This window comes from Halomonas sp. SIMBA_159 (assembly GCF_046536035.1).
In the GTDB taxonomy this organism is placed as follows: domain Bacteria; phylum Pseudomonadota; class Gammaproteobacteria; order Pseudomonadales; family Halomonadaceae; genus Vreelandella; species Vreelandella venusta_A.
Genome location: NZ_JAWJBT010000760.1, coordinates 1 through 265, shown reverse-complemented (window position 1 = coordinate 265; position 265 = coordinate 1). Strand labels below are relative to the sequence as shown.

The 265-nt window shown below is 65.7% G+C and carries 1 protein-coding gene; it reads right to left on the bottom strand.

All coding sequences use genetic code 11. The features are described 5' to 3' along the window. Positions 1-265: TRAP transporter large permease subunit (locus R0J87_RS21250; protein ID WP_498888770.1), on the bottom strand; the 265-nt coding region annotated here is incomplete at both ends.

The following is a 265-nucleotide window of genomic DNA, read 5'->3' as shown; positions in this document are numbered from 1 at the left end:
CATCGACAGCGAGTCCATGAAGCAGCCGAGCACGATCAGCATGGCCAGCAGCGCGATCAGCACGATCCAGGGGTTGTAGCCGCTGGCGCTGGCCCAGTCGGACAGCGCGGCCGGCAGACCGGCGCGGGTGAAAAAGCCCTTCAGCACCTCCGCGCCGAACAGGATGAAGTAGATCATGCCGCTGGTGCGTGCGGAGTCCTTCATCGCCTGGACAATGCCGGCAAAGGTCAGGCCCTCGCCGAAAGCCCGCAGGACCAGGCCGTAG